The 20,930-nt window shown below is 42.9% G+C and carries 12 protein-coding genes; 8 read left to right on the top strand and 4 right to left on the bottom strand.

Annotation, left to right across the window (positions count from 1 at the left end; all coding sequences use genetic code 11):
- Positions 1 to 23: 23 nt before the first annotated feature.
- Both bglX and ACHLI0_RS15625 read left to right on the top strand, forming a co-directional pair.
- Positions 24 to 2,339 (top strand): beta-glucosidase BglX, encoded by a 2,316-nt coding sequence (gene bglX / locus ACHLI0_RS15630; protein WP_490749619.1) that lies wholly within the window; start codon positions 24 to 26, stop codon positions 2,337 to 2,339.
- A gap of 122 nt (positions 2,340 to 2,461) precedes the next feature.
- The gene (locus tag ACHLI0_RS15625; protein ID WP_055229072.1) at positions 2,462 to 3,826 is read left to right on the top strand and encodes a glucoamylase family protein; all 1,365 of its coding nucleotides are present in this window, start codon (positions 2,462 to 2,464) and stop codon (positions 3,824 to 3,826) included.
- 27 nt (positions 3,827 to 3,853) lie between these two features.
- Here the strand turns inward: ACHLI0_RS15625 and ACHLI0_RS15620 are convergent, their stop codons facing one another.
- Positions 3,854 to 6,412 (bottom strand): TonB-dependent receptor, encoded by a 2,559-nt coding sequence (locus ACHLI0_RS15620; protein WP_022472120.1) that lies wholly within the window; start codon positions 6,410 to 6,412, stop codon positions 3,854 to 3,856.
- A 1,690-nt stretch (positions 6,413 to 8,102) separates the two neighbouring features.
- Between ACHLI0_RS15620 and ACHLI0_RS15615 the strand changes: the two genes are divergently transcribed.
- The 6 genes from ACHLI0_RS15615 (at position 8,103) to ACHLI0_RS15590 (ending at position 17,823) form a co-directional block, all read left to right on the top strand.
- On the top strand, positions 8,103 to 8,582 hold the full coding sequence (locus ACHLI0_RS15615; protein ID WP_490749618.1) for a hypothetical protein: 480 nt from the start codon (positions 8,103 to 8,105) through the stop codon (positions 8,580 to 8,582).
- A gap of 483 nt (positions 8,583 to 9,065) precedes the next feature.
- The gene (locus ACHLI0_RS15610) at positions 9,066 to 11,729 is read left to right on the top strand and encodes a DUF5689 domain-containing protein (protein ID WP_490749617.1); all 2,664 of its coding nucleotides are present in this window, start codon (positions 9,066 to 9,068) and stop codon (positions 11,727 to 11,729) included.
- Positions 11,730 to 11,805: 76 nt separating this feature from the next.
- Entirely contained in the window at positions 11,806 to 12,996 is a 1,191-nt protein-coding gene (locus ACHLI0_RS15605) for a DNA/RNA non-specific endonuclease (RefSeq protein ID WP_490749616.1), read from the top strand.
- A gap of 11 nt (positions 12,997 to 13,007) precedes the next feature.
- Complete coding sequence (locus ACHLI0_RS15600) at positions 13,008 to 14,042, top strand: endonuclease/exonuclease/phosphatase family protein (protein WP_178067835.1); 1,035 nt, start codon at positions 13,008 to 13,010, stop codon at positions 14,040 to 14,042.
- Between the two features lie 14 nt (positions 14,043 to 14,056).
- Positions 14,057 to 16,804: a carboxypeptidase regulatory-like domain-containing protein gene (locus tag ACHLI0_RS15595; RefSeq protein WP_490749615.1), complete on the top strand. Its 2,748-nt coding sequence runs from the start codon at positions 14,057 to 14,059 to the stop codon at positions 16,802 to 16,804.
- 26 nt (positions 16,805 to 16,830) lie between these two features.
- Positions 16,831 to 17,823: a DUF5689 domain-containing protein gene (locus ACHLI0_RS15590; RefSeq protein WP_178067840.1), complete on the top strand. Its 993-nt coding sequence runs from the start codon at positions 16,831 to 16,833 to the stop codon at positions 17,821 to 17,823.
- A gap of 56 nt (positions 17,824 to 17,879) precedes the next feature.
- Here ACHLI0_RS15590 and ACHLI0_RS15585 read toward each other — a convergent pair whose 3' ends face one another.
- The 3 genes from ACHLI0_RS15585 to ACHLI0_RS15575 are packed head-to-tail and all read right to left on the bottom strand — an operon-like array spanning position 17,880 to position 20,766.
- A complete protein-coding gene (locus ACHLI0_RS15585; RefSeq protein WP_055220684.1) occupies positions 17,880 to 19,175 on the bottom strand; it encodes an MgtC/SapB family protein in 1,296 nt (431 codons plus the stop codon).
- Between the two features lie 50 nt (positions 19,176 to 19,225).
- Complete coding sequence (locus ACHLI0_RS15580; protein ID WP_048698949.1) at positions 19,226 to 19,693, bottom strand: CYTH domain-containing protein; 468 nt, start codon at positions 19,691 to 19,693, stop codon at positions 19,226 to 19,228.
- 20 nt (positions 19,694 to 19,713) lie between these two features.
- Positions 19,714 to 20,766, bottom strand: coding sequence for a porin (locus tag ACHLI0_RS15575; protein ID WP_221656131.1), 1,053 nt, complete (start codon positions 20,764 to 20,766; stop codon positions 19,714 to 19,716).
- Positions 20,767 to 20,930 lie beyond the last annotated feature (164 nt).

The raw sequence follows: 20,930 nt of genomic DNA, 5'->3' as shown, positions 1-20,930 counted from the left end.
ACAAATCAAACTGATAGAACGATATGATAAATAAGAAGATATTTTTTTCACTTCTGCTGCTCGCTGCCGGCTTTTTGAGTGCGGCAGCGCAGAAGTCGCCACAAGACATGGACCGCTTCATCGACGCATTGATGAAGAATATGACGGTGGAAGAAAAGATAGGCCAGTTGAACCTACCCGTCACCGGAGAAATCACCACGGGACAAGCCAAGAGCAGCGACATCGCCGCCAAAATCAAACGGGGCGAAGTAGGAGGCTTGTTCAATCTGAAAGGAGTAGAAAAAATACGCGATGTGCAGAAACAGGCGGTAGAACAATCCCGTTTGGGCATCCCCTTGCTATTCGGCATGGATGTCATTCACGGATACGAAACCATGTTCCCTATCCCGCTGGGATTATCCTGTACCTGGGATATGACCGCCATAGAAGAATCGGCACGTATCGCAGCCATAGAAGCCAGTGCCGACGGTATCTCATGGACATTCAGCCCGATGGTGGACATTTCACGCGACCCTCGTTGGGGACGTGTTTCCGAAGGCAGCGGTGAAGATCCCTTCCTTGGAGCCATGATCGCCGAAGCGATGGTACTCGGTTATCAGGGAAAGAATATGCAGCGGAATGACGAAATCATGGCGTGCGTAAAACACTTTGCACTGTATGGCGCAGGGGAAGGCGGACGTGACTACAACACGGTAGACATGAGCCGCCAGCGGATGTTCAATGAATATATGCTACCTTACGAAGCGGCTGTAGAAGCCGGTGTAGGTAGTGTAATGGCTTCGTTCAATGAAGTAGACGGTGTGCCCGCTACCGCCAACAAGTGGCTGATGACGGACGTACTGCGTGGTCAGTGGGGGTTCAACGGATTTGTGGTAACCGACTATACCGGAATCTCCGAAATGATCGACCACGGTATCGGCGACCTGCAAACGGTTTCCGCACGTGCCATCAATGCCGGAGTAGACATGGATATGGTGAGCGAAGGCTTTGTCAGCACACTCAAGAAATCCATTCAGGAAGGCAAAGTTTCTATGGAAACACTGAATACTGCCTGCCGCCGTATTCTGGAAGCAAAGTATAAACTGGGATTGTTTGACAATCCCTACAAGTACTGCGACTTAAAACGTCCCGCACGTGATATCTTTACGAAAGCGCACCGAGATGCTGCCCGCAGAATTGCCGCAGAAAGCTTTGTTCTTTTAAAGAATGACAACGTGACCCTGCGTCCGGGAACTCCTGCCGAACCTCTTCTTCCTTTTAACCCGAAAGGTAACATCGCCGTGATAGGCCCGTTGGCCGACAGCCGGACAAATATGCCGGGTACATGGAGCGTAGCTGCCGTACTCGACCGATGTCCGTCACTGGTAGAAGGACTGAAAGAGATGACTGCCGGAAAAGCAAACATCCTATATGCCAAAGGGAGCAATCTGATCAGCGACGCCTCTTACGAAGAACGCGCCACGATGTTCGGACGTTCGCTGAACCGTGACAACCGGACAGACGAGCAATTGCTGAACGAAGCATTGACGGTAGCCAATCAGTCGGATATTATCATTGCGGCTCTCGGAGAATCTTCCGAGATGAGCGGAGAAAGCAGCAGCCGTACAGACCTGAATATTCCGGATGTACAGCAAAACCTGCTGAAGGAGTTGCTTAAAACCGGAAAACCTGTCGTACTGGTATTATTCACAGGTCGCCCGCTGACGCTGACTTGGGAACAGGAACACGTACCTGCTATTCTGAACGTATGGTTCGGAGGCAGCGAAGCTGCTTATGCCATCGGCGACGCACTCTTCGGATATGTCAATCCGGGTGGAAAACTGACAATGAGTTTCCCGAAGAATGTCGGTCAGATTCCGCTGTATTATGCACATAAGAATACGGGACGTCCGCTGGCACAAGGCAAGTGGTTCGAAAAGTTCCGCAGCAATTATCTGGATGTGGACAATGAACCGCTTTACCCGTTCGGATACGGACTGTCTTATACTACCTTCTCTTACGGTGATATCGACCTGAGCCGTTCGACCATCGACATGACAGGAGAACTGACGGCAGCAGTAATGGTCACCAATACCGGTACATGGCCGGGATCGGAAGTAGTACAACTCTATATCCGTGACCTCGTCGGCAGCACTACCCGTCCGGTGAAAGAGCTGAAAGGCTTCCAGAAGATATTCCTTGAACCGGGACAGTCGGAAATTGTCAAGTTTAAGATTGCGCCGGAAATGCTGAGATATTACAACTACGACCTGCAACTAGTAGCAGAACCGGGTGAATTTGAAGTAATGATCGGAACAAACAGTCGGGACGTGAAATCCGCACGATTCACGCTAAAATAAAAATCGTACAATAGGCACGGATTACACGGATTCACACGGTCTTTAACTGCGAAATCTCTTAAAACCGTGAAATCCGTGTAATCCGTGCCTAAATTTTATTCTCTCATTTAAATCCACAATCAATGAAAAAATTATCTCTCTATATTTCGCTCCTCTGCCTGATACTGACAGCAGGAGCCTGCAAAAACAAGACCGGCGGACCAGCCACCGCCAGTTCCGAGCTCACGGACGACGCCCTGATGGACACCGTTCAGCGCCGCACCTTTCTCTACTTTTGGGAAGGTGCCGAGCCCAACAGCGGACTTGCCCCCGAACGGTATCATGTAGACGGGGTATACCCGCAGAATGATGCCAATGTAGTCACTTCCGGCGGCAGCGGCTTCGGCATCATGGCTATCCTTGCCGGAATAGACCGGGGTTACGTCACCCGCGAAGAAGGTCTGGCACGAATGGAGCGCATCGTCTCCTTCCTCGAAAAAGCGGACCGTTTTCACGGAGCATATCCGCACTGGTGGTATGGCGATACGGGAAAGGTGAAACCTTTCGGACAGAAGGATAACGGAGGTGACTTGGTAGAAACTGCCTTCCTGATGCAAGGACTGCTCGCCGTACACCAGTATTACATCAACGGTAATGAGAAAGAAAAAGCACTGGCAGCACGCATTGACCAAATATGGAAAGACGTTGACTGGAACTGGTACCGCAACGGTGACCAAAATGTGCTATACTGGCACTGGAGCCCCACCTATGGCTGGGAAATGGACTTCCCCATACATGGGTACAACGAATGTATGATTATGTATATCCTCGCCGCAGCCTCTCCTACCCACGGAGTACCGGCAGCCGTCTATCACGATGGCTGGGCGCAGAACGGAGCTATCGTCTCCCCGCATAAAGTGGAAGGCATCGAACTGCATCTCCGCTATCAGGGCACGGAAGCCGGACCGCTTTTCTGGGCACAATACTCCTTCCTCGGACTCGACCCCGTCGGTCTGAAAGACGAATACTGTCCCAGCTACTTCCACGAAATGCGCAATCTGACATTAGTGAACCGTGCTTACTGCATCCGCAACCCCAAACACTACAAAGGTTTCGGACCGGACTGCTGGGGACTGACCGCCAGCTATTCCGTCGATGGATACGCTGCTCATTCACCGAATGAACAGGATGACAAAGGGGTTATCTCTCCCACCGCCGCCCTTTCATCCATCGTCTATACACCGGAATATTCGATGCAAGTGATGCGCCACCTGTATAATATGGGGGACAAAGTCTTCGGTCCTTTCGGATTCTACGATGCTTTCAGCGAAACAGACAACTGGTATCCGCAACGTTACCTTGCCATCGACCAGGGACCAATTGCAGTCATGATCGAGAATTACCGGACAGGGCTGTTATGGAAACTCTTCATGAGTCATCCCGATGTACAGGCAGGACTTACCAAGTTAGGTTTCAATACCAATAAGCAGGATGTAAGGCAGAAATAAAGAAATCACAACGTGCGTGGAAGTGGTCTACTGACCACCTCCTCCACCTGTATTCCCGCCTTCGCCGCCACCACCTTTCACATCGTCATTATTGATGCTTCGGGCAGCTTTCTTCACACTGGCTTTCAGTTCACCAATCCGGTAGCTGATACTGACTCCAAAGCTACGGCTCGGCCACTTGCTGCTGCTCTTCGACAGGAAGTTTACGCCTTCTGTATGATTGTTATAGCTTCTGTATTTCTCAAATATATTACTGCAATACACATTCAGGCTCAAACGCTCATCTTTCAGGAAAGAACGGCTCGCACCCAAACTATAATAATAATAGCCGGAACCTTTTCCCTGTAGATTAATATAAGGAGTACTACCGCCACCATTCAGACTTAACCGTATTTTCAACGGAAGAGTATGCTGGACGCCACCATAGAAAGAACCGTTCCATCCATAATTGTGCAATCCCTGCGCTTCACTTTTCAAATCGCTGTAGTTTCCACGGCCATTGACGTACAGGCGCGTTTTAGGAGACGCGTTCCAGTTCAGATACAAGCTCATTCCTGTGTTCCGGCTCTTTCCTATATTGGCATAAGTGCTGTACAAGGCCCCTTCCGGTGCTATGTGCGTGGGATCATTGTCAAACATCTCCCCTTCGGGTGCCGTAATCAATCGGCTTATATTCTCAATACTGTTATTGTTGAAAGAATGGCGCAGCGACACATTGATATTGAACTTCGCACTAAAATTGCTATAAGACAAGTCGAACGCATGGCTTTTTTCACTTTTCAGGTTCGAGTTACCTTGGGTGATAAACATCGGATTCAGATTATTAAAATAAGGATTCAGATTCCAGATGCCCGGACGCCAGATACGCATATTATAACCGGCACGCATATTCTGAGTCTTGCCGAGCTTCATGCCAAGAGAAACGGATGGCACCAGGTCGCTGAAGTTCGTGTGAAAATTCTCACCCGGTCCAACGATATATTTCACCCGCTGTACGGTCTGTTCATAGCGTACTCCCGGCTTGAAGGTGAAATCCTTATATTTCAACGTATATCCGAGATAAGCTGCCAGAATATGATTCAAATGACGATAGTCGCTGCTGCGGTCTTCGTTATATAAATAATCATCACTTCCTCCGGCTGCTTCATAAAGTTTGTTGTCACTGGTATTGCGACGGAAGATATATTTCGCACCTGCCTCCACGGTATGCAACTCACCTATCGGAGTCGTATAGTCTACCTGGAAGGTCTGTTCCATCGTATTGGTTTTGCCGTCCGACTGGCTGTTTTTTAACAGCAACCGTTTCACAAGGTCATCCACCTCCTCTTTGGCGTGAATATCTTCATAGCCAGTATTAGAATTACTCGTCTGAGGCTGCGTATTGATCTTATAGGAGAAAGTGATCATCCGCTGCTTGTTCTTTCTGGACGTGCGCTGATAGTCGATGTTTCCATTGATGGAATACCAGGAGCCATCTCCATGATTGCCGGTCCGGTAGCTGTAGGCAATGTCCTCATGGTTAGCGCCATACATGGTGGTAAATCCATCGCCATAATTTTTACTATTGCTGCCATACATTCCAAAAGCCACCGTCAGCAGCCTTAAGGTGTCAATCTCATAACTGCCTTCCAGATTTCCATACTGGAAGTTGCCTTTCGACTTGGAACTGCTGTTTGATTCAAGATACTTTTCCGTATCCGACTCATAGTTCTCACGGTAGCTGTCCGAATATCCACGGGGCCGGTCATTGTAATTAAAGTTGTAATTGGCAGAGACAGTCATTTTCCCCTGCTTCACCATTGCGTAGCCGCCGGCACCGGCACCGTAGTTGCTGGCATTTGCCCGGAATGTTGCCGTATATCCTTCGAATCCACCGCCTACTGTTACGATATTCAAGATACCTCCCACTCCTTCAGCGTCATATTTAGCTCCGGGCGATGTTATCACCTCGATATATTTAATGGAATTGGCGGGCATACTCTTCAACACCTCTTTCGGGTTGTTGCTCATCATATTGTTGGGCTTCCCGTTGACGTGTATTTTAAAGCTGCTGCTACCATTCACCTGTATGTTGTCTTCTCCGTCCACCGTCACCAAAGGCACTTTTCGAAGCATCTCCAATATACTGTTTGATTTCGAGTCGGGGTCATCCTCAATATTATACTCTATCTTGTCTACATCCACCTTGACCAAAGGCTTTTGCGCCACGACTTCCACTCCTTTCAATTCATTGTTAGCCTCAGCGGAGAGCATTGTCCCCAAATCAATGACTCTAACCGATGGTTTCAAAGTGAACTCTTTCGTGACGGGGGCCTTGCCTATCGAAGAAATAGTAATGACGTAATCTCCCGCACCTACATTCAGTTTCTCCTGAAACCTACCATTGGCACCCGTCACCGCCATCTTGACAGCCTTGTCCGGTGCTCCTTTTTTAGTAATCTTAATAGTAGCGTATGGTTCTCCATCCTGAGTCAGTGAATCCAAAAGTACCCCTTTGACAGTATAGGATGGCGTAGCGGAGTTTTGTGCCCAACCTGTCATCACAAGGGCTACGAATAGTAATAGTAGCAACAATCTGTGTTTCATGTCCGGAATCGTTTTAGTTTTTAGTTTATTAGACGAAGTTTCTTTCAATTTCTTACAAATACGGGGTAAAAGTAGATGGTTTCTTTATTGTTACGAAATCTTCGGAGTTAAGAATCGTAAAAGAAGAGATAAAAAAGATTATACGAAAAGAGAAACCGATTTCTAGGCCATAGAATGGCAGAGGTCTTTCTTGGCTGCACAATATAAATACATCTTCAAAATCTTAAGAACAACGGCATAATTGAATAAAGGTTTTCTCTGTAGAAAATAACGTCACCGCATTCATAAATTAATTCGTCCGGCTATAGGCATCTTTTCGTCCGCCTATAGCCGGACGAAAGGTTGCCTATAGGCAAACGCAACTTTGCCTATAGGCGGACGAATTAATTCATTCACTAAAAGAGATTAAGTTGTACACTAAAAGATATTATATTTAGAACCCATATTTCATTTGGCATTAATATCAAGTAATTCCTGATATATCTGAGAATCGTTTTTTATTTTATTGCAACATCCACTTCCATGCAGGCATCACCTTGATTTCCCTTTCTCTCGAGTTTGCATCAACCATATACCAAGTGACTTGTATGAGTTGTATAACGTCAGAAATTCTTGCGCTGCAATGCCCCCTTCCCATCAAAGCCATGATACTTTTATACATCATACTATAAGTTTTCAAATAGAAGGGTAGCCTTCACCTTTTCTTCGAAACCTTTTATTCATAAGTGATAACGGGTGAAACATGTCGCCCTTCACCGATCCTTCACCCAATTTTCATATGTAATCATAAAGACATCGTTCACTTTGCTATAAGCTAATTTGTTTTTGCTATAATGATATTCGTATTAGCTATAACCTAATAAAAAGATGCTAATAGATTATTTTTTTCTTCCCAATGTTTGTTTCAAACCATTGATAGTTTATTTCAAACACTTACAATGTTTTCTCCACTCACTAGGTGAATAGCCGCCCCTTCACCCGAGATCACTGATAAATAAAAGGTTGAAAGGAAAAAGTGAAGGTGAAGACGACACTCGTAACATCTACCGTATGGTTATTTAAAGCAATGCTTTAGCAACCATAAAGCATAGCTTTTGAAGATACAAAGCGTTGCTTTACGAAGGAGATAAATGTGCTAAGTGATATTAATGGCAAACAACACCTTGAAATAACATCGCCTAAACACAAAAAATCATTCTAAATACCAGACTTCTTTTATTTATTCCCATTCTCCCACTTTATTCCGAAAAAACATATATCTTTGCTGTACACTTTCTGCGCATCAGCGAGATGTAATAAGCAGGTAGTGGTTTTTACAACTTAATTGGAGTAAATAACGTATTATCTCTCGGTCTTGAAACTTAGCAATTTCATTTAGAAGAGGGATGATACAACAGATACTCCACGTGGATGGCTGTATATCAACATATCAGTTATAGATGTGTTATATATAAACGATTGACGTGGATGTCTGTTGTTATCATTATCTTTCTAAAGGTTTTGCTAAGACCTCAAGACCGGATAATGGTTCAACAGCATCCATGTCTTTTTTGTATCCGGTCGGTTCCCCTACATAATCCCCATACCCCATAACCCTCCGACTAGAAAGCAAAATGCAGGGATGCTTGTTGCACCATGCTTGGCAAGAGTTATTCGCTCTTTTTGTTAAACGCATAAACAAAGAAACACTATGCCGAAATGGATTAGCATAGACGAAGCGGCGCACAAGTACGGAGTCAAGGAAGAAGACATCTGTTTGTGGGCAGAAATGGAAGCAATCACCGCATCTTTCACAGAGACTACTCTTATCATCGACGAAAAGAGCCTTCAGAAATTCTTGTGTTGGCACGAAACCCTTCCCACTAAAGACTACATTCATACGCTGGAACAGCTCTGCAATAACCAATCCGAAGTATGCAAAGTTTATCTTGAAGTCATTGAGCTACAAGAGCAAGACCTTCAATGCAAAAAGCGTAGAATTTCAGTGTTGGAAAAGCAGTATGCGATGGCAACCGAACAGAACAAGTTGAGAGAAAAGATAATCACGATAACTTCTGATACGCTAAGTAAAGCTGAAAGTGGATGGTGGGAGAAATTGTGGATGAAGATCAGAGCAACAAGATCATCACAAAACATTCGGCAATCAGAGCACAAAAGAAGAAATAAATAGTTTATACAATAAGATTCCACCATCAAGATGAAAGTAAAAAGACGCATTCATTCCCAATACGGTATTTCAGCATCCAAATATTAAAATAAATTTATACCATTAAGATTCTATCTATCAAATTATAAATGAAGTCCATTCAAAAATATTTCTATTAATACTCCGTAAACAGTGCAATTGCTAACAAGTGCAAGTCCAATAAAGGCATAATGCAAATCTTTCAAAAAAGTAATAAACATCTCTAAATTCTTTCACAATGTTATATATTGAAGATAAAAAGAATCAATCTATTCGTCAATGTCGAAAATCACCTCATTACCGGTTCTTAAGTCACTAAAATTTAACACAGTTGTAATATGAAAAAGACGTTAGAAACTTTGCACGTTTCATAGAAAAAAATAACTTTGCTAAACTATTATTATCGAGAGAGAACAAAATGATAAATGATTCACAAAAATTTTATTAATTAATTAACAAAGCAACAAAATGAGAAATTTGAACTTTCTGAAGTTATTCTACGGGCTTATGCTTGTAATGGTTAGCACAGCTTTCGTAAGTTGCGTTGACGACAATGATGATACCGAGGCTCCATACCTCGAAGTTTCGCCTACAACCTTGATTTTCGGCTTAGACGGTCAACCAGCCAACGGAAGCCAAGCTTCTTTTGACATTTCAACCAACCGTAGTTGGAAAGCTACAGTAAAGGATGACAAATCATGGGTTACTCTATCAAAATATGAAGGTGAAGGTTCTGCTACTATTCAGGTTAGCATTCCGGAAAACGTTAATGATGAAGCCAGCGTTGTTATTGAGATTTCAAACAAAGTGGGTGTGTTGATGTCAGAGACTGTTAAGATTACGAGCGGAAGCGTAGAGCCATCTGTAGTAATCTACAACGACAATGTTGGTACAATTGAGCTTGATAAAACAAATTGGCCTTTTGTTGACAAATACGAAGGATGGAATAAAACAGGGATCGGTTCAGAATCCGTTACTTATACAGGCGTAAATGCTTCAGTCCGTAATAGTGGATTAGCAAATACAGATGCTTATGCAGGTGCATCAGGACCTAACGTTGTATTTTTCGGCAAAACTCCTACAAGCTTCAATGTTAATACTATCACGCTTACTTCCGGACAAAAGAATCTGCAATTGACATTTGGAGCCAGCCGTTCTGTGAACAATAACGGAACATACGACAATACCTTTGATGTTTCCAAATTTGAAGTTGCATTAAGTGCTGATGGTACGGCTTGGGTACCAATTACATATACTAAGAATAATGGCGATGCCGATTATCCTTATTGGTTTTTTGCAACAGCAAACTTCACATTAAAACAAGTTCCAGAAAACCTATATATCAGATTCACAGCTTTAGATGCTTCAGCTATTCGTTTAGATGATATCACTTTGGCAACAGGTGCTGGTGGTACTGAAATTGATTTTGGAACAGCAGGAGAACCTAAAGTAACAACCACAGATGCAAAAGCCATCACAGCTACTACTGCAACATTAGGTGGTTCAGTTGCTAATATTGAAATTTCTGAAGCCACCGAAGTTGGTGTACAGTATATTGAATTCAGTACTGGAACTGTAACAGATATTGATTGGACAAAAGCAACTAAAACAGCCGCATCGGTAAAAGAAAATCCTTGGACAGTAGCTGTTACTAATCTGACTAAAGACAATCAATATGCATTCCGTGCTTATGCAACAACTGCATCTAGTACTATTTACGGTGAGCCTAAAACATTTGTTGCTACCGAGTCTACTGCAACTCCTATTTCTATAGCAGACTTAGTAACAAAAATGACAAGTACTTCCACAGCTGTAGATGAAAACTATGTAATTCAAGGTATTATTTGTGGTGATCCTGCAGGCAAGAACTACTCTTATGGTACTCTTTATCTGATGACCAAAGGAGCTACCACAGCGGGTAATGCACTTTCTTTATATAACAACCAAATAGATGTAACTCAGTATGCATTAGGTCAAGAGATTAAAGTAACATTACAAAAAGATGTAGCCAAAATATATAAACGTTATGATGTACCTCAAGTTGAAGGATTCAGTGCAGATAATATTGAGGTTATTTCTGCAAACAATGCCGTAACACCTGTAAAAGTCACTTTATCTCAACTAGCAGCATTTGTATGTATGCCTGTTACAGTTGAAAATGTCAATATTGCAACAGGAGGAGTGTGGAAAGATGCTGGTGCTGGCAAAAATCATACATTCAATGTTGCAGGGACATCATTCACTGTCAATATAAACAAGAACGCAACTCCGTTCGATAATCAGCCATATGCAGCAACAACAGCATCAATGACGGGTATTGCTTCCATCTACCAAAGTGCAGGACAATTGGCACCTCGTAATCTTGAAGACGTGAGCGGATTCGCTTCCAATAAACCAATGATTGTATCGGTTGATCCATCTTCTGTTAGTTTTTCTTCTATAGGTGGAAGTCAAACAATTGAAGTAACGACTGTTAATCAAGGCAGTAATACACTTGCAATAAGCCAATTAAGCGGTATTTTATCTGCAAAACTCGAAAATGGGAAAGTAATAGTTACATCAAATGCTAACGAAAGCAGTGATGATGTTAAGCAAGACCTCACCATCAGCATTACTAATGGCAATAGTGTTACTGTGCCTATAAAAGTTTCAGCAAAAGGAGGAAGTGATACAAAAGGAACTTATACTTCCATGACACCCTTCTTATTCGCTCAAGGTTCTGATAAAACAAATGCCTACTCTCAAGATTTATCTATTAATGAAACTACTATTGAAGGACTGAAATTGGGTACCAGCAAAAAAAGTGGAACATTTACAACAGGAGCTTTAGGAATCAGTGGCAACAAAAAATTGTCTTTCTATGCTAGCGCATGGAATAAAGAGACAATGACTGTTTATATAAAAGTTAATGGAGGTGGTAGTGTGTCAGGTGATGATAATATTACAGCAGAGCCAAATACTGGTGTAGCAGGAACTGGAACATTCATTGTAACCTTTACTGATTCAGACTATTACACTTTTAACCTTACAGACTTAACACCTGAGTCAACAATCACAATTGCAACTGATGCTAATTTTGATGGGAATGGAGCCAAAGCTCGAGGTGTAATGTGTGGATTCCAATTATATTAAAATCTGATAGAAATTAGTAAACTCTTGGCAGGTAATACTTGCCAAGAGTTACTTGTCTCTAAATATATATCTTAAAATGATATCATTCACCAAATACTATACATCATTATTGCTATCAGTGCTCATTTTATTAATGACAGCATGTAGCAACGATGACTCCAACGGTGGAGGCTCGTCACAGTCAGGTGATGCCTACTGGAAAATTTCCTCCACTGTAAAATCGGCATCTGGATCGTCTGCTATAATCATCACAGGTACTCCTGGAACAATATGGAATGCAGAAATCACTGAGGGCACAACATGGTGTTCTTTCAGTAGCAATGATCTGACCTTATCCTCTAAATCCGGAGAAATAAAAGACGGACTCAATGTTTTATACGTGTATTATAATAGCAATACAGGTAAAGAACAACGTGTAGCAAAAGTTTCACTCCAGTTTGCAGACCAAGAGGCGAAAGTCTTTGATTTAGTACAATTATCTGAATCACAACAGAACCTACCTGCTTTTAACCTGTGGGCTGAAGTACCTGATTTCAAGGAAAATGCTAATTATCAGTATGTAACTCATTATGCTCTTTTAAATAACAAGACAATACGTAATTATTCCATTTGTTTTGATAAGACTAAGAAAGCAGCTTTGTGGGTAGCTTATCCAATACATAACGCATACCTCAAAGGTTCAGGAGAACGTACAGACCGTTGGGCCTTCGATCCTATCATTCCTCAAAGTTATCAGGCTGATTGTACATTAAGATCTTATGGAGGATCTTATGACCGTGGTCACCAGCTTCCATCAGCCGATCGCTTAGGAACAGACGAAATGAATGCTCAAACCTTCTATATGTCTAATATGACCCCGCAGCTTAATCGTTTGAATCAGGATATGTGGGCAAAACTTGAAACAAAAGTTCGAGCAAATAACTGTTCTGATACCTTGTATGTAGTTACCGGCGCATATTTTGGGGCAGGTGCAACCACCACTACAGATGGAGCAAGAAATACAGTTCCGGTTCCTACAAACTACTTCAAAGTACTTCTGCGTACGAAGAGTGGAAAAACAGGAAAGAACATCAAAGATTGTTCAGACAGTGAACTGATATCAATAGGATTTTGGGTAGATCACAAATCATATGGAAACATTGAACCTCCTAAGTCTATCTGTACTTCTGTAGCAGACATCGAAAAGATGACAGGATTTACCTTCTTCCCACAAGTATCCAACAGTGTAAAACAACAAAATAATCCCACTCAATGGGGGATTAACTAATAAGCTAGCTTATGAAAAAACTGTTATTAGTAACCGCGCTCTTTGCGCTGCTGATATCGTTCAGCTTTGCGCAGAAACCGTATAAGGTTGTATTTTACAATCTTGAGAACTTCTTCGATACAATCAATGATCCGGAAGTTCACGATGATGAATTTACTCCCGAAGGTCCTAAGAAATGGAACTCAGCCAAGTACAATAAGAAGTTGGCTAACACGGAACGTGTATTCTTCGATATTGCAGCTATCAACAAGGATTATCCGGTAATTATCGGTGTATCGGAAGTAGAGAACCGCAGTGTACTGGAAGATATTATCGCAACCCGCAAACTGGCTCCGGCAAACTATCGGATTTCACATTTCGATTCTCCTGAAGCCCGCGGTGTAGACGTTGCTTTTCTGTATCGTCCCGATGTGTTTAAAATAGAAGGAGAAAAAGCTGTAAGAACAGTCATCCCTTCACTTCCGGACTTCAAAACCCGTGATATCCTGACGCTTTGGGGAACGATTGAAAACGAGCCCTTCTTCTTTATGGTAGCGCACTGGCCTTCACGCCTGGGAGGAAAAGAAGCTTCGGAATTTAAACGTATCGCTGTAGGCGAACAGATGCGCAGCATTGCAGACTCTGTAATGAAGGCCAATCCTAACACGAAAGTGGTTATGATGGGAGACTTCAATGATGATCCGACCGACAAAAGTATAGCACAAGGGTTAGGAGCCAAATTCAAACTGAAAGATTTGAAGGAAGGCGACTTCTTCGCTCCTTATGCCGATATGCTCAAAGCAGGATACGGAACACTAGCCTACGGAGATGCCTGGAATATCTTTGATAATATTGTAGTATCCGAGAATTTAGCAAAAGGATCGACAGGAAAGCTGAAATTGCAGAAAGCTCCCGGATCTAAATTCTATGGAAATATCTTCAAGCAACTTTATATGGTGCAGAAAGAAGGACAATACAAAGGATATCCATTGCGCACATACGTAGGTAATAACTTCCAGGGAGGTTACAGTGACCACTTCCCCGTATATATCTATATAGGTAAATAAAAAAATAAGTTTATATGAAAATCAAAACAATCCTATTCATGGTATTATCTTTGATGTCATTCACTGTTTTTGCACAAAACAATGGTGGAGTCAAAGGTAAAGTCGTTTCCCGTACGACACGTGCGGCCATAGACGGCGTAAAAGTGACATTAACCCCGGGAGATGTAACAACCAAGACTGATGCGTCGGGTAACTTCGTTATCGAAAACCTGGCAAAAGGAGAATACACGCTGTCTTTCGAAGCTGCAGAGTTCGAACCTTTAACTCTGGCTGTCCGTGTAGATAAGTTGATCAGAGATCTCAATAACGTCATTTTGATCCCTGAAAACGTTGCTCCAACAATGGACGATGCTATCTTTGCCGAATTTGACACAGAAACGCTGGAGGATGCACAATCACTCCCCTCGTCTCTGTCCGCATCAAAAGACGTATTCAATAACATCGCTTCCTACAAATTCAGTGAAATGCGTTTCAATGTACGTGGTTACGATTCTCAATACTCCGACGTTTATATGAACGGCATTCAACTGAACGACGCAATGACAGGATATACTCCCTGGTCTTTGTGGAGCGGCTTGAATGATGCGACTCGTAATCAAGAAGTCACATCTGCACTGAACATGGGGGATATGGGTATCGGCGGTATCGCAGGTACAACAAATATCAATACCCGTCCTTCACAGATGCGCAAAGGTCTTCGCGCCAGCGTAGTTAACGGTAACTCCATGTACCGCTTCCGCGGTATGCTGACCTATGCATCCGGATTACAGGATAACGGCTGGTCTTATGCCTTCTCCGTATCAACCCGTCAGGGAGGAAACTCTTATGTAAACGGTGTGTACTACAATGCCTTCGGATATTTTGCCGCTGTAGAAAAGCAATTCAATTCACAACACCGCTTGGCATTAAGCATCCTGGGTGCTCCCACAGAACGTGGTGCACAACAAGCTTCTACCCAGGAAGTCTACGACTTAGTAGGCAACAACTACTACAATCCAAACTGGGGTTGGCTGAATGGAAAGCGTGTCAACGCGCGTGTACGCAGCTATCATGAACCTATTACGATGTTGAATTATACATTCGACATCAATGACCGTTCACAATTAAACGTTGCAACCTCTGTACGTTTCGGGCAGAACGGTTACTCTGCGCTGACTTGGTACGGTGGTCCCGATCCACGTCCTGACTATTACCGTTATTTACCCAGTTTCTATAACAATACTTACGTCGGAGCACAACTGTATGAAGCATGGATGGGAAATACCAATAACATCCGCCACATCAACTGGGACAACTTGTATCATATCAACCAAAGCCAGGAAGAGAACCCGACCTATGGAGCCGGTCATCGTGCCATCAACATGATTGAAGAACGCCATGCCGATCAGATAGACTGGAATCTCTACACACAATTCTCTCATATCTTCCGTGACAATTCTAAAATTAACGGTGGATTGAACTTGCGTCGTAATCGCACAGAATACTATAGCGAAGTGAAAGATTTGCTGGGTGGTGATTACTGGGTAGACGTAGACAAGTTTGCCGAACGTGACATGGGTGGTATGAACCCAATCCTTTACCAAAACAACATGGAGTACTATGATAAGTACGGTCATGCCCAAGCTGTCAAGAAGGGTGATAAATACAGCTACGACTACTACGGAAATATTATCAACGCACGCGCCTGGGCACAATATAGCAGAAACTTCGGCAACTTTGGAGTCAATCTGGGTGGAGAACTCGGACATACTACTCTGTGGCGTCATGGTATTTGGAAAAAAGGGTTGTTCCTTGACAATTCTCAAGGAGACTCTAAAAAGCAGAATTACCTGACTTATAAACTGAAAGCCAACTTCAGCTATAAGTTCTCTGCTGCCCATTCTATTGATGCCAACATCATCTATATGCAGGATGCTCCTGCTTTCCAGGCTTCATTTGTTTCTCCCCGTACACGTAACTCTGCGACGCCGGGTATTTCAAGTGAGAAGGTATTTGGTATAGATGCCTCTTACAACTTGCGTTGGGGTGATGTTAAAGCACGTATCTCCGGATATTACACGAAGTTTATGGATCAGTCCAAAGTGCTTTCTTACTATGATGACGTAGAAGCTACCTTCTCCAACTTTGCAATGAGCGGTATCAACAAACGTCACTTCGGACTTGAAGCAGCAGCTTCTGTACCTATCTATGCAGGACTTTCTCTGAATGCAGCCATCAGCTGGGGACAATTCACTTATGACAATAACCCGGATTATGTACAGATTCAGGATAATAGTGGAGAAATCAAGAACCAAGGTAAAGTATACTGGAAGAACTTCCGTGTAGAAAGCACTCCGCAAACTGCACTGAACGTAGGCTTGTCTTACCGCGGTCCTAAAAACATATTCGCGTCATTAGATATGAACTATTATAATAATATGTACTTATCTATGAGTCCGCTCTATCGTACAGACGCCGTACTGACTCCGGGAATGACTGCAGAAGACATCGCAACTTTACGTAATCAGGAGAAATTCAACTCGGCTTGCGTATTAAATGCAAGTGTTGGTAAGAACTGGTACATTAACCGTGCCTATACTCTTGGTTTCAGCCTGGAAGTAAAGAACCTGCTCAACAACCAGAATATCAAGACCGGCGGTTATGAACAAGTTCGTCTGCTAAAGAACAAGGATGAAAGTTATCAAACTTACCAACCGTTTGATTCGAAATATTTCTATATGTTCGGTACAACCTATTACATGAACATTTATTTCCGTTTCTAAGGACATCATAAGTAAAAAGAACAGTTATGAACAAAATATTTAAATTATTTATGCTTGCGGTAGTAGTGCTCGGTTTCAGTAGCTGCTACAACGAATTTGAAGAGCCTGCTCCAGCCAAAGTCTGGACAAAAGAAGACTTCTCAAATAGCAAACTAATCTCCATCAAGGACTTTAAGCAACTTTTCTATAAAGAATACGGAAACGGTGCAGCCAGTCTGGGAAAAACTCTGGAAATCACAGAAGACTATGTCATCAGCGGAAAAGTCATCTCAAGCGACCAAGCCGGTAATGTATACAAATCAGTATACATCTATGATGAATCATCCAAATCAGCCATTGAACTGAAATTGATGGTTAGCAACTATGTTTATTTTCACGTAGGGCAGACTCTCTTTGTTAAAACCAAAGGTCTGGCTATCGGTAGCTATCGTTATATGTTAAGTGTAGGTGGAATGCCGACAGCAGAAGACATTTCCAAAGGTTATGCAAACCGTAATCTCGAGAATACCTTATTTGTAGATCAACATGTATTCAAAGGTGAACTCGGCAGTCTGACAGAAGACGACATATTGGTTATCAATGAAAATAATTATAAAACAGCATTGAATGATGATGCATTAGGACGTTTGGTACGTTTCGAAGGACTGACTTACAAAGAAGGCACATACGACGGCGACAAGTATCCTCAATATCTGGAAACAACTTACCCGAACGGTTCAACCACCGCTGTATATGAAAATAAATATTATGCAGAAGAAGGATTGACTCCAACCTATGCTTACAGCTATGGAGGTAATCGCTATTATGGTTCTTCCTGGTTTGCTTATGACAATGCGACATCTACAGGTGGAAACTATATCCTGCGTGTCAGCGGATATTCAAACTTCGCACTTCAGCCTCTGCCTGCAGACGGTGCTGAAGGTAGTATCACCGCTATTTATACCAAATATTCTTCTAAAAGTGGAGGATATATTAAATATCAGTTATTGGTTAATAGCATGAACGATATTGATTTCTAAAAAGATTCATTAAAAAAGGCATCTGTTTCTCAGATGCCTTTTTTAATGAATCTTTTTTAAATAAAGTAGAAGAACAGAAGCAACACAAGATTTACCCCGATCACCGTCCCGAATCCTCCCAAAATCCAGGGACGTAACTTACTACCTTTCCCTGCAAAAAACAAAGCATAAAACATATTCACCAGAATATTACTGATAATAGCCTGCATACTGCAAGCCACAACAACCAGTACAGCTACGCTCCCTGTATTCTGCAAAAGGTTCAAGATAAAAGGAGTAATGTCACTAAGTCCGGATACAAAAGAAAGCAGATTCAATCCGCCTGTACCCGCATAAACCAAAGTATAGTGTGTCAGCACTGTAAACACAACGAAGAGAGTGGCAAAAATCAGAGCAACTTTAAATTCGAGCGGGTTACTGCTGTCCTCATCTTCCGACTCATCGGCCATATCCTTGGAGCGTCGATGACGGGAATGGATAAACCACGCAACAACTGCAGCTACCACAGACATAATCAAAAGATAAGGATAGATAGATGTAAATATCTCCCTGCTAAAGATCAGAATCAATATCATAAAACGCAGAAACATCATGCTGACCGCAAGCAACATAGCAGCTACATATTCGTTCGCCTCCTGCTCGGAAGCCTTTCTGCTTTTACGGGCCAATACCGAGATCGTGGCAGTACTACTATACAATCCACCGATAATGCCGGAAACCAATACTCCCGATTCATGAAACACATAGCGTTTCAGCAAGTAAGACAAATATGAGATACCGGAGACAACAACCGTCGCCAGCCAAATAGAATAAGGAGTGAGATTAATATCCGGAATCAGGTTCTTGTGCGGTAACATAGGCAATATGATACCACTGATAGCCAAGAACTTTGCCAATGTAATCATCTCATCGTTCTTCATCCGCTGGGCAAACTCCGTAAAGGTGTGTTTAAGCTCTGTCAATAAAAGCACCGTCACAATCACCATCACATAAAACCAGGAAGGCTGGGTAGACACAATAGGAGCCAGACAATAAGTAATCAGCGCAATAATAATGGTCGTTACACCAAAGACATGGAATTGAGACTGCTTGACGTAATAGTTCAAGCCCAGCAATAAACCGAGTACAGCGCCACCACCCATAAACAGACGCATATCCGTAGGATCGAGTATATAGAGCAAATAGCCTAGAATACCAATGAAAGTAAATGTACGGTCAGTCCCGAAGAGAGTTGTTTCCCCTTCACGCTTCAGACTGATCCGTCGTTGCGACAGTCCGATAAGTAAAGAAAATAAAGTAACCAGAACGAAAGTTATCAGTTCCCTCGGTAGATAATTGTACAACTGTTCCATATACTGCTCTTTTAGTACTAAGAACAAATATACAGCTTATTTGTTAACATTCACCACGTTTTATACGGTTTTTTCATCAGGTGAGAGTTATAGTAGCGTACATCTCCGGTCACTTCTTCGCCAATAAACCCGGGCTTGACAAACGCCTCATCTTCTGTGCCCAGCTCTACTTCAGCTACAATAAGTCCTTCATTCTCACCGTAGAACTCGTCAACCTCGAAGATATGATTGCCACTACGTACCAGATAACGGGTCTTATCAATCATGCCCGGTTCGCAAAGCTTCATCAGTTCTTCCGCTTCGGACAGGGGAAGTTCCTTTTCCCACTCATAGCGACTGGTACCCGATTCGTTGGAAGCACCTTTGATAGTGAGATAACCTTTATCGTCACGAATACGAACCCGCACCGTCCGACCACGGGCGCTGCAAATATATCCCTGCATAATCCGGCTCTGCGCAAAAGCAAAGGATTTAAAATCACCGGAAACTAAAAATTTACGTTCTATTTCTTGTGCCATAGCACAAAGATAATTAAAAATCAAAATCTCGTCATAAACTCAATAACGATTTTATCACGCTCCGATTCTTTGGGAACTCCGGACTTCTGATAGAAATACTTCTCAAAGTTGAGACGGAGATCGGCAATAAAAGCTTTGGAAAGGCTCAGCGTGATACCGCCTGTCACACGATGACGGGCATAGTCGTTTATCTTCAAAACACCTGTCTCACTGTCCGCCAGCCCATTACTGTGGTCAGTCATCATATCATAACGGGCCAGAAAAGAAATCTTATTGAATACTTTTTTCAACGGCAAATCATAATTCACAAAGCTATTGACCGCATGAACGTCCTTAAACGCTTCGTGTCCATACATTTTATACAAATACTCCGCTTCGATATGAAAACGATTATTCTGATAGTAGATGCCGGCATCATACATATTAATACGGGTATGTTCCGGCTTTATCATTTGAGTGCTCAAAGTGAGATTCCAATTTTTATTAGGCAGCAACTGTGCTTTTATCGAATAATTCAAGGTCTTATGCCATTCCTTCTGATTAGTCAGTCCGGAGCCGTTAAACAATCCACCTTCAAGGATAAAAGGAAGACCTTCTTTTTGTGTATAACAACCGGTGAAGCCGACATCACGCACATTGCCCACCTGCTTGGCTATAAACGAACGATTGGCAAAATACTGCTGATGGGGAGAACGATGGGCATCGATCGTGAAAGGTACACGCATCTGACCAATCGTAAAATTCAGGTCCTTGACAGGAAACACACGGGCATACGCATCAAGCATCTTGATGGACCCCTCATCGGACAAATCGATCTCCGCTTTATAGGCTACAATCGGATGTACATTTCCCGAAACACTGAAGCGGGCATTCCGCACTTCAAAACGGCTTTCGTTGGTTTCTGTCTGGAACTCATATTTTCCCCGGATCGTTCCATGAATTTCAGGCAAATAATCTTTCAGTTCCATGATCTGCTTATCCAGCTGTTTGCCATCCCCGGCATCTTCTTTAGCCTGTCCGCAGGCTGCTGTCGCCATCAAAAGCAGGGCGACGGTTGTTGTAATTCTACTCATTCAGTTGTTTGCTACTTAATTCGCGGCAAAGGTACAATGAGCAGGATACGGAGAGATTACAAAAGAGATACGGTGAAATTACAGAAAGGTTACAATACTGTTACACGGATAACAAAGGGGGTACAAAAAAAGAATTCACCACGGACTACCCTCGTCAGCATGGA

This window comes from Bacteroides sp. RCH18 (assembly GCF_058231005.1).
This window is presented reverse-complemented; position numbering and strand designations above follow the sequence as displayed.

What these genes read in the sequence shown, in the direction of transcription:
- ACHLI0_RS15590 (WP_178067840.1), top strand. Translation starts at nt 16,831, where the DNA reads ATGAACAAAATATTTAAATTATTTATGCTTGCGGTAGTAGTGCTCGGT.
- ACHLI0_RS15620 (WP_022472120.1), bottom strand. Translation starts at nt 6,412, where the DNA reads ATGAAACACAGATTGTTGCTACTATTACTATTCGTAGCCCTTGTGATG.
- ACHLI0_RS15575 (WP_221656131.1), bottom strand. Translation starts at nt 20,766, where the DNA reads ATGAGTAGAATTACAACAACCGTCGCCCTGCTTTTGATGGCGACAGCA.
- ACHLI0_RS15610 (WP_490749617.1), top strand. Translation starts at nt 9,066, where the DNA reads ATGAGAAATTTGAACTTTCTGAAGTTATTCTACGGGCTTATGCTTGTA.
- ACHLI0_RS15605 (WP_490749616.1), top strand. Translation starts at nt 11,806, where the DNA reads ATGATATCATTCACCAAATACTATACATCATTATTGCTATCAGTGCTC.
- ACHLI0_RS15625 (WP_055229072.1), top strand. Translation starts at nt 2,462, where the DNA reads ATGAAAAAATTATCTCTCTATATTTCGCTCCTCTGCCTGATACTGACA.
- ACHLI0_RS15580 (WP_048698949.1), bottom strand. Translation starts at nt 19,693, where the DNA reads ATGGCACAAGAAATAGAACGTAAATTTTTAGTTTCCGGTGATTTTAAA.
- ACHLI0_RS15615 (WP_490749618.1), top strand. Translation starts at nt 8,103, where the DNA reads ATGCCGAAATGGATTAGCATAGACGAAGCGGCGCACAAGTACGGAGTC.
- ACHLI0_RS15595 (WP_490749615.1), top strand. Translation starts at nt 14,057, where the DNA reads ATGAAAATCAAAACAATCCTATTCATGGTATTATCTTTGATGTCATTC.
- ACHLI0_RS15585 (WP_055220684.1), bottom strand. Translation starts at nt 19,175, where the DNA reads ATGGAACAGTTGTACAATTATCTACCGAGGGAACTGATAACTTTCGTT.
- ACHLI0_RS15600 (WP_178067835.1), top strand. Translation starts at nt 13,008, where the DNA reads ATGAAAAAACTGTTATTAGTAACCGCGCTCTTTGCGCTGCTGATATCG.
- bglX (WP_490749619.1), top strand. Translation starts at nt 24, where the DNA reads ATGATAAATAAGAAGATATTTTTTTCACTTCTGCTGCTCGCTGCCGGC.